Consider the following 8,346-nt stretch of genomic DNA (forward strand, 5'->3'; position numbering starts at 1 on the left):
CCCGATCCGCGGCCCCTAGGTTCGAGCACATGCCCTCCTCCGCCCGTGTGCTCCTCATCGAGGACGACGACGCCATCCGCTCCTCCGTCGAGACCGCGCTGCGCAGCGAGCGCTTCACGGTCCGCGGTCTCGTCTCCGGCGAGGACCTCGCCCGCGAGCTGAGCACCTTCGCTCCGGACCTGGTGATCCTCGACTGGATGCTCCCCGGCCCGAGCGGCATCGTGCTCGCCGAGCGGATCCGCCGCAGCAGCGACGCGGCCGTGATCATGCTCACCGCCCGCGACGCGGTCGACGACCGCCTCCGCGGCTTCGACGAGGGCGTCGACGACTACGTGGTGAAGCCGTTCGTGCTCGCCGAGCTCGTCAAGCGCGTGACCGCCGTGCTGCGCCGCCGCGGCCGCATCCCGTCCGTCGTCGAGATCGGCGACCTCGTCGTCGACCCGGAGTCGGGCCGCGCCCGCCGCGGCGGCGTCGCCCTCGACCTCACCGCGACCGAGTTCCGCCTCCTCGCCTTCCTCGCCGGGAACCGCGGCCGCACCCTCACCAAGACCCAGATCCTCACGCAGGTCTGGGGCTACGACCACGTCGACCCGAACCTCGTCGAGGTGCACCTCAGCTCCCTCCGCAAGAAGATGGAGGCGCACGGCGACCGGCTCGTGCACACCGTCCGCGGCCTCGGCTACCGGGTGGAGGCGTGAGCCGCTCCCAGCCGGGCGCCCTGCGGACCGGCTCCCTCCGCCTCCGCACCGTCCTGGCCGTGCTCGCGCTGCTGGCCGTGCTGCTCCTGGCCCTCTCGGCGACGGTGCAGGCGGTGCTCGGCGAGCGCCTCCGCGACCAGATCGAGGAGCGGCTGCAGGACCGCGCCTCCGCCGCCGCCGCGCTGGTCGGCACGATCGCCGACGACGCCCTCGCCTCGCGACTCTCGGCGCAGGGCGTCTCGGTGCGGATCACGAGCCCCGAGGGCGAGGACGTCGTGGCCGGGCCGAGCCCGGAGCAGCTGCGACTGGGCCCGGGAGCCGCCGACCAGCTCGGAGAGCCGCCGTCGCCGCCCGGCACGAGCTTCTCCTCCGGAGCCGTCCCGCCCCGAGCCGCCTCCGCCGCCGTCACCGTCGTCTCGAGCAGCGTCGCCGCCGACGACGAGCTGATCACCCTCGAGTCGACCCTGAGCGACGGCACCCGCCTCGAGCTCACCAGCGAGGCCGGATCGGTCGGCAGCACCCTCGCGCAGCTGAACGGGATCCTGCTCGGCGCGTCGGCCGTGTTCCTCCTGCTGGCCGCGCTCGCGCTGATCGTCGTGGTCCGCGCGACCCTCCGGCCCCTCGAGCGGATGACCGACGTGGCCCGCGACATCGCGCACGGCGACCGCGGGCGGCGGCTGCGCCCCTCCCGTCCGCGGACCGAGCTCGGCCGCACCGCGACCGCGTTCGACGAGATGCTCGACGACCTCGAGCAGGCCGAGCGCAGCGCCCTCGCCGCCGAGGCGACGGCCCTCGCGGCGGAGCAGCGGATGCGCGCGTTCGTCTCGGACGCCGCGCACGAGCTGCGGACGCCGATCGCCGGCATCCAGGCCGCCGCCGACGCGCTCGTCCGCGGCGACGGCGGCGAGCAGGAGCGCGAGCGCCTCTCGGTGCACGTCGTGCGGGAGTCGCTGCGCGCGGGCCGCCTCATCCAGGACATGCTGCTGATGGCGCGGCTGGACGAGGGCCTGGCTGTGGAGTCGCGTCCGTTGGACCCCGCGGGCGTCGCCGAGGCCGCGATCGAGCGCCAGGAGCTGCGCCGCCCGGGCCTCGCGATCGAGCTGCACCGGCCCGCCGAGCCGCTCCTGGTCAGCGCCGACGCCGACCGGCTGGCTCAGGTGCTCGGCAACCTCCTCGAGAACGGTGCCCGCTTCGCCCGCTCCCGGATCGACGTCGCCGTCGAGGCGGCCGCCGACTCCGTCACGATCACCGTCGACGACGACGGCCCCGGCATCGCCGAGGCCGACCGCGAGCGCGTCTTCGACCGCCTCGTCCGCCTCGACGACGCCCGCAACCGCGCCGACGGCGGCTCGGGCCTCGGCCTGCCGATCGCGCGCGGGCTGGCCCGGGCCCTCGGCGGCGACCTCGTGGCGGAGGCGGGGCCCGTCGGCGCCCGCTTCCGGGTGACGCTGCCTCGCGCGGGGTGACGCCGCCCCGCTCCCCCTAGGCTCGACGGGCGCGCGGGCCCCGCTCCGCCGGGACGGCAGGAGTGGCTCCATGGACAGGGACGACGCGGAGCAGCGTGTCCGGCAGGCCCGCGACGAGGCCCCGAGGTTCGGGAGCGGTCCCCTGCTCGCCACCTTCACCGTCCGCCACCGCCGCGGACTCGACGTCGCCTTCGTGCTCGACGGCGCCGACGGCGACTTCCAGATCGGAATGGGCGCCGCGTCCGACGACTTCCGGAGCGTCCTCACCGTCGGGGTCGACCGCGAGGACGGCCGCATCCGCGGCGTCTCCAGCTGGACCGTCGACGGCCGCGAGAGCCGCGTGCCCGTGCGGATCCTGCACTGCTCCGCCACCGTGATCATCGTGGAGGCCGCTCCCCTCCCCCTCGACCGGCGCCCGTCCTCGCTCAAGTGCTGGTCCTTCCTCCGCCGGGCCTCCGCCGACCACCACTCCGACGTGCTCGGCTTCGTGTCCCCCGACCTGGCCGACCTCCCCCCGGTCCGGCTCCTCACCGATCCGCGGGCGCGGCGCGGGCGCTGAGCCGGCCTCGCGCGCGAGGGGACGGATCCCCGCCCGACCCGCAGGCGCCGGTGCGATCATGCGCTGACGTGATCCCGCCCGGAGGTCCGCCCGACCCGGAGGAGCGCTCGTGACGCAGGAGGTGCAGTCGACCCGGCTGCGGTCGCTCGGGAGCGAGGCGTTCTTCGGGGCGACGGTGGTCGTCGCGGCGGCGTGGTCGGGCGCCCGGGCGTTCCAGCTCTACGGAGGGTGGGGCGTGGTGCTCGCGGTGGCCGCGGTGATCGTCGCGGGGCTCGGCTTCGGGATCCGACGGCGCGTCGAGGAGCGGTGGTCCCGGCCGATCCTCGAGAGGCTGCGAGCCGAGCATCCGGACGGCGGCGTCACCGCGGTGCTGAACACTCCGGAGACACTGGCCTCGCTGCGGACGCTCGCGGTCGCCGGAGCCGCGGTCGACCTCCCGGCGCTGCGCGCGGCGAAGCCGGACCCCGTGCTGCTGGCCGTCGTCACCGCGAGGGCGCTCTCGCTGTTCCGCGCCGACGCGGACCTCTCGCCGATCGCGTTCCTGCCCCTCACCGCCGGGGACGCCCCCGAGTCGGTGACGGGCTACCACCACGGTCACGCGCTCGCGGCTCCCGTTCTCACGGTCCGGCAGCAGGGGACGGAGCAGCGGCTCGCCCTCTTCCCCGCCGACGGCGCGAGGACGATCACCGGTGTCCTCGGCCGCTGAGCGAGGCCCGCTGCGCATCGCCGGGAGTCTCCGCCCCGCGGCGGATCCGGCAGCGCCGCGCCGCGCGTAGCGTCGGGCGATGGACATGTCACTGCTCGGCACCAGCGTGGTCGCCGCCCTGTGCGGGGCCGCGTATCTCGGAGTCGCGATCCTCGCGGTCGCGCAGGTCCTCCGCTCCGGCCTCGATCCCCTGCGGAAGGGCCTGTGGACGATCGCCGTCGTGGTGGCGCCCTTCCTGGGGTCGATGGCGTGGTTCCTCGTCGGGCGGCCCGGAGCCCGAGCCTGAGACGCGGCTCAGCCCGCACCCATGCCTACGATCACCGATCGCGCAAGCACCTGCTCGCGGGGCGCCCGCGCGTCAGCATGAGCGGGATGGACACGATCGAGGAGGCGGGCGCCTGGGCGCGCGCTCTGGTGCGCCGCGAGTTCGGCGTCGGCCTCGTCGACCTGGAGCCCGTCGTCGGCGGACTCGACCACGGAGCGCGCGTCTGGTGCGCGGCCGACGGCTCCGGAGCGCTCTGGAGCGTCAAGGCGTCGGCCCGCGACGGGCGCTTCGGCCTCGCGCTCTCGGCGTCGCTGGGCGAGTCGGGGGTGCCGGGCGTCGCGGCGCCGCACCGCGCCTCCGACGGGCGCCCCTGGGCGGAGGACCGGGGGCTGCGGGTCTCGGTCGCGCCGTGGATCCTCGGCGAGGATGCGGTCGACTCCGGCGAGGACGCCCTCGACTGGGAGGGGTTCGGCGCGGTCCTGCGCTCCGTGCACGACGCCGAGCCGCCGACCCTCGCGCCTCCCGTGCGGCGGGGCATCCGCCGTGTCCGCCGTCCGCTCGCCGACCTCCTCGCCGAGACCGACGAGAGGATCGACGCGCAGCCGGAGTCCCGCCCCCTCCTCACCGCGCTCTGGCGCGGTAACCGCTCCCGCCTCGACGCCCTCGCCGGCGCTGAGCGGCGGCTGAAGCGCGCCCGCACGCCCACCTCCCGCGTGCCCCTCCACGGCGACCCGCATCCCGGCAACGTCGTCATCGACGAGAGCGGCCGCCCCTGGCTGATCGACTTCGACGAGGCCACCGTCGCCCCGCGGGAGGTCGACCTGCTCCTGATCGAGCTGGGCGTCATCTACTCGCGGCCGATCAGCGACGTGCAGCGCTCGGCGTTCCGCGCGGGCTACGGCGAGGCCCTGATCGACGACGAGCGGATCATCCGCTTCGGCTGCGTCCGCGCGGTCGAGGACGTGGCCGCCACTGTCGCGCTGGCCCTCGCCGACCCGGAGCCGGAGGAGCGCGAGGCCGCCCCCGTGCCCGCCTCCCGCCTCGGCCGCGCCGCCTCGGCGCTGCCCGTCCCCACTCCGCTCGACCTGCTCGCCGGCCAGCTCGGCCCGCACGGCCTCGTCTCGCTCGTCGAGACCGCCCTCCGCCGCCCCGCCTGACGCGGCCCTCCGACCCCGCCCCCGTCCGACCCTTCACAGCAGGAGACCACCCATGCGCAGACGATTCATCCCCCTCGCCGCCGTCCTGGCGTCGACCGCCGCCCTCACCGGCTGCAGCGGCTTCGGCGGAGGAGGCGGCGGTTCGGCCGACGCCGACTCGATCACCTTCACCACCTGGGCCAGCGAGTCCGAGCAGGCGGCCTTCGAGTCGCTGATCACCGACTTCGAGGCCGAGCACGAGGGGGCGAGCGTCGAGCTCAACGTCGTGCCCTACGACCAGATGTTCAGCAACATCGACGCGCAGCTGTCGTCGGGCGAGGCCCCCGACGTGTTCCGCGTCGACTACGGCAACCTCGGCGTCTACTCCAGCCAGGAGCAGCTGCTCGACCTGACCGACCGGATCGACGACTTCGACTCCTTCACGCCCGCGTTCCAGCAGGCCGTCTCCTTCGAGGGGAAGCCCTACGGCGTCCCGCACCAGACCGACGTGTCGGCGCTGCTGGTGAACACGCAGCTGCTCGCGGCGGCCGGCATCACCGACGTGCCGACCACCGCCGACGAGGCGTGGACCTGGGAGGAGTTCGCCGACGCCTCCGCGAAGCTGCGCGCGAGCCTGCCCGCCGAGCAGTACCCGTTCGTCTACAACTGGCAGCTCGGCGGCACACCCCGCTGGCTGAGCTGGCTGTTCGAGGCCGACGGCACGCTCCTGGAGGAGGACGGCACCACTCCGGCGATCGACTCCGCCGCCGGCGCGAAGGCCCTGGACTTCACGAAGAGCTTCTTCGACAACGACTGGGTCCCGCCGACCAGCTCGGTGAAGTCCGCCACCTACGCCGACTCCTTCTTCACGGAGCAGACCGCGGCGATGGCCTTCGCCGGGTCCTTCCTGGTGCCGGACATCGACGACCTCGCCGACTTCGGGTGGACCGCCACGCCGATGCCCGTCGACGAGCGCGGCGCGACCGACCTCGGCGGCAACGCCCTCGTCGCCACGGCCGACACCGATGACCCCGAGCTCGCGACCGAGTTCCTCTCGTTCATGACGCAGGCCGACACCATGGCCGAGTTCTGCGCGGCGACGAACGAGCTGCCCACCCGGTCCGACATCGACCCCGCGTCGATCGACTTCGCGGTGCGCCCGGACGTGATGCCCGTGTTCGTCGAGCAGGCCGCGACGATCACCCCGCGGGACGTGCAGCAGCTCACCTCGCCGTTCCTCGCGAAGATCTCCGTCGCGATGCAGGACCAGCTCGAGGAGGCGTTCGTCGGCGGGCGCAGCACCGAGGAGACCCTCTCCGGCCTCGACGCGGCCATCCAGCAGGCGACCAGCTGATGACCGCCACCACCCTCCGCGGCCGGGCGGGCTCCTCCGCCCGGCCGCGGTCGGCCCGCAGGCGCGAGGCCCTCGCCGGCTTCGGCTTCGTCGGCCCGAACCTGCTCCTGATGGCGCTGTTCCTGTTCGTGCCGATCCTCTGGGCGATCCAGCTCTCGTTCCAGGAGTCGCGCGGCTTCGGCACGCCCGAGTGGGTCGGCTTCGCGAACTACCTGCGGATGGGCGCCGATCCGGTGTTCTGGCAGAGCCTGGGCAACACGCTCCTCTTCACCGCGGTCACCGTGCCGCTCGAGCTCGCCGGCGGCCTCGGCCTGGCCGTGCTGCTCAACTCCGTGCTGCCCGCGCGCGGGATCTTCCGCACGGTGATCGTGCTGCCCCTGGTGATCTCGGGCGTCGCCTCCGGGATGATCGCGGTCACGATCTTCAGCGAGTCCTCGGGCATCGTGAACAAGGTGCTGAGCTCGCTGGGCGCCTCGCCGGTCGCGTGGCAGTCGGACGGCTCCGCGGCGATGATCTCGGTGATGTTGACCGCGGTGTGGCTGCGGATCGGCTTCAACATGGTCATCTACCTGGCGGGCCTGCAGAGCGTCTCGCCCGAGCTCTACGAGGCCGCGCGGATCGACGGAGCGACGCACTGGCAGCAGTTCCGCGCACTGACGGTGCCGCTGGTCGGCCCGTCCACCTTCTTCCTGCTGATCATGAACGTGATCGCCTCGTTCCAGGTCTTCGACATCGTCTTCGTGATGACGGGCGGCGGCCCCGGCTTCTCCACGTCGGTGCTCGGCACCTACGCGTACCGCAACGGCTTCCAGGTCCGCGAGCAGGGCTACGGCGCCGCGCTCGGCGTCGTCATCCTGCTGGTCTCCCTCGCCTTCACCTACCTGCAGTGGCGCACGAGCCGCACGCGCGACCTCGTCGACTAGGAGCCCTCATGTCGTCCTCCACCGTCACCACGCCCGCCGCGGTCGCCGCGGCCACCGCCCGCGAGACCCCGCGCCGGCGCCCATCCCGCCGCGACGGCTCCCGCTCCGGACTCGTCGTCCGCCTCGTCGTCGCGATCGTCGCCTCGGCGGTCGTGTTCTTCCCGCTGTACTGGATGCTCGTCATCGCCTTCTCGCCGCGCGGCGAGGTGTTCGCGCCCGGCCCGCCCCGCTTCTGGCCGAGCGAGATCTCGTTCGAGAACTTCGCGACGGTGTTCGCGCGCTTCCCCGTGGGCGAGTGGTTCGTCAACTCGGTCGTGATCGGGGTGTTCGTCACGGTGTTCACCGTCGTGGTGAACCTGCTGGCCGGCTGGGGCTTCGCGCGGCTGCGCTTCCCCGGGCGGAACCTGCTGTTCCTGCTCGCACTGGCCACGATGATGATCCCGGTGCAGGCGATCATGGTCGCGCAGTTCAAGCTCGTGACCGGACTGCAGATCTACGGCACCTACTGGTCGGTGATCCTTCCCGGAGCGGCGGCGGCCTTCGGGATCTTCCTCGCCCGGCAGTTCTTCCTCTCCATCCCGGAGGAGCTGATCGAGGCGGCGCGGATCGACGGGGCCGGCCACCTGCGGGTGTTCCTGCAGATCGTGCTGCCGCTCTCGAAGCCGCTGATCGCCGTCCTGATCCTGCTGACTCTGCTCGGCAGCTGGAACGACTTCGCCTGGCCGCTGATCGCCCTGAAGGACAACGAGCTGTTCACGCTGCCGATCGGCCTGCTCTACCTCAAGGGCCAGTCGACGCCTGACTACAGCGCGAGCATGGCGCTGGCGCTGGTGTCGGTGCTGCCGATGGTGCTGCTGTTCCTGTGCTTCCAGCGCTACTTCGTGCAGGGGTTCGCGCGCAGCGGCATCCGGTGAGGTCGGGCAGAGGCACGGGCGGCGGCACGGGCGGAGTGGAGCGGTCGCCGCGGCGGGAGGCTCCTGACCGGACGGGGCAGGAGAGGACGTGGAAGGAGAGGACAGAGCAGGGCCGGAGAGGACGGGGCAGGAGAGTGCCGACGGACGCTGCGGGCGGCGGGCGGCGGAGAACGTGAACCACGTGGAGGTCGTCCGGTCGTGATCTCCCGAGTTCGACGGCTCTCCTGCGCGGCGGGGGGCGGCGGACGAACTCCATCCGGATCTCCGGCACGATCTTCCGGTCGAGCACGACCGTCATGTAGCGGCCGTCGACGCGGGCGCCGAT

The 8,346-nt window shown here is 73.5% G+C and carries 9 protein-coding genes; all 9 read left to right on the forward strand.

Translation table 11 applies throughout. From position 1 onward, the window contains the following. Positions 1–29: 29 nt before the first annotated feature. The 9 genes from C5C30_RS16960 (at position 30) to C5C30_RS17000 (ending at position 8,021) form a co-directional block, all read left to right on the forward strand. The gene (locus C5C30_RS16960; protein WP_104225192.1) at positions 30–698 is read left to right on the forward strand and encodes a response regulator transcription factor; all 669 of its coding nucleotides are present in this window, start codon (positions 30–32) and stop codon (positions 696–698) included. Continuing rightward, the gene (locus C5C30_RS16965; protein ID WP_104334165.1) at positions 695–2,164 is read left to right on the forward strand and encodes a cell wall metabolism sensor histidine kinase WalK; all 1,470 of its coding nucleotides are present in this window, start codon (positions 695–697) and stop codon (positions 2,162–2,164) included. The genes C5C30_RS16960 and C5C30_RS16965 overlap by 4 nt, the downstream gene beginning before the upstream one ends. Positions 2,165–2,234: 70 nt before the next feature. Next, entirely contained in the window at positions 2,235–2,723 is a 489-nt protein-coding gene (locus C5C30_RS16970; protein WP_104234606.1) for a hypothetical protein, read from the forward strand. 109 nt (positions 2,724–2,832) lie between these two features. Then, positions 2,833–3,429: a hypothetical protein gene (locus C5C30_RS16975; protein ID WP_104258313.1), complete on the forward strand. Its 597-nt coding sequence runs from the start codon at positions 2,833–2,835 to the stop codon at positions 3,427–3,429. 79 nt (positions 3,430–3,508) lie between these two features. Continuing rightward, positions 3,509–3,715 (forward strand): PLD nuclease N-terminal domain-containing protein, encoded by a 207-nt coding sequence (locus C5C30_RS16980; RefSeq protein ID WP_104225196.1) that lies wholly within the window; start codon positions 3,509–3,511, stop codon positions 3,713–3,715. 86 nt (positions 3,716–3,801) lie between these two features. After that, positions 3,802–4,851 carry an aminoglycoside phosphotransferase family protein gene (locus C5C30_RS16985; RefSeq protein ID WP_104334166.1) on the forward strand — a complete coding sequence of 350 codons (1,050 nt, stop codon included), beginning with the start codon at positions 3,802–3,804 and terminating at the stop codon, positions 4,849–4,851. A 52-nt stretch (positions 4,852–4,903) separates the two neighbouring features. After that, complete coding sequence (locus C5C30_RS16990; protein ID WP_258066037.1) at positions 4,904–6,184, forward strand: sugar ABC transporter substrate-binding protein; 1,281 nt, start codon at positions 4,904–4,906, stop codon at positions 6,182–6,184. Beyond that, positions 6,184–7,107 carry a carbohydrate ABC transporter permease gene (locus C5C30_RS16995; protein WP_104334167.1) on the forward strand — a complete coding sequence of 308 codons (924 nt, stop codon included), beginning with the start codon at positions 6,184–6,186 and terminating at the stop codon, positions 7,105–7,107. Before C5C30_RS16990 ends, C5C30_RS16995 begins: the two co-directional genes overlap by 1 nt. 8 nt (positions 7,108–7,115) lie before the next feature. Next, positions 7,116–8,021, forward strand: coding sequence for a carbohydrate ABC transporter permease (locus tag C5C30_RS17000; RefSeq protein WP_104234603.1), 906 nt, complete (start codon positions 7,116–7,118; stop codon positions 8,019–8,021). Positions 8,022–8,346: the final 325 nt, after the last annotated feature.

This window comes from Rathayibacter sp. AY2B5, from assembly GCF_002931645.1.
Classification (GTDB): Bacteria; Actinomycetota; Actinomycetes; order Actinomycetales; family Microbacteriaceae; genus Rathayibacter.

Excerpts from the sequence above, each read along its gene's own strand:
- C5C30_RS16960 (WP_104225192.1), top strand. The coding sequence starts at position 30 with ATGCCCTCCTCCGCCCGTGTGCTCCTCATCGAGGACGACGACGCCATC.
- C5C30_RS16970 (WP_104234606.1), top strand. The coding sequence starts at position 2,235 with ATGGACAGGGACGACGCGGAGCAGCGTGTCCGGCAGGCCCGCGACGAG.
- C5C30_RS16980 (WP_104225196.1), top strand. The coding sequence starts at position 3,509 with ATGGACATGTCACTGCTCGGCACCAGCGTGGTCGCCGCCCTGTGCGGG.
- C5C30_RS16985 (WP_104334166.1), top strand. The coding sequence starts at position 3,802 with ATGGACACGATCGAGGAGGCGGGCGCCTGGGCGCGCGCTCTGGTGCGC.
- C5C30_RS16990 (WP_258066037.1), top strand. The coding sequence starts at position 4,904 with ATGCGCAGACGATTCATCCCCCTCGCCGCCGTCCTGGCGTCGACCGCC.
- C5C30_RS16995 (WP_104334167.1), top strand. The coding sequence starts at position 6,184 with ATGACCGCCACCACCCTCCGCGGCCGGGCGGGCTCCTCCGCCCGGCCG.
- C5C30_RS17000 (WP_104234603.1), top strand. The coding sequence starts at position 7,116 with ATGTCGTCCTCCACCGTCACCACGCCCGCCGCGGTCGCCGCGGCCACC.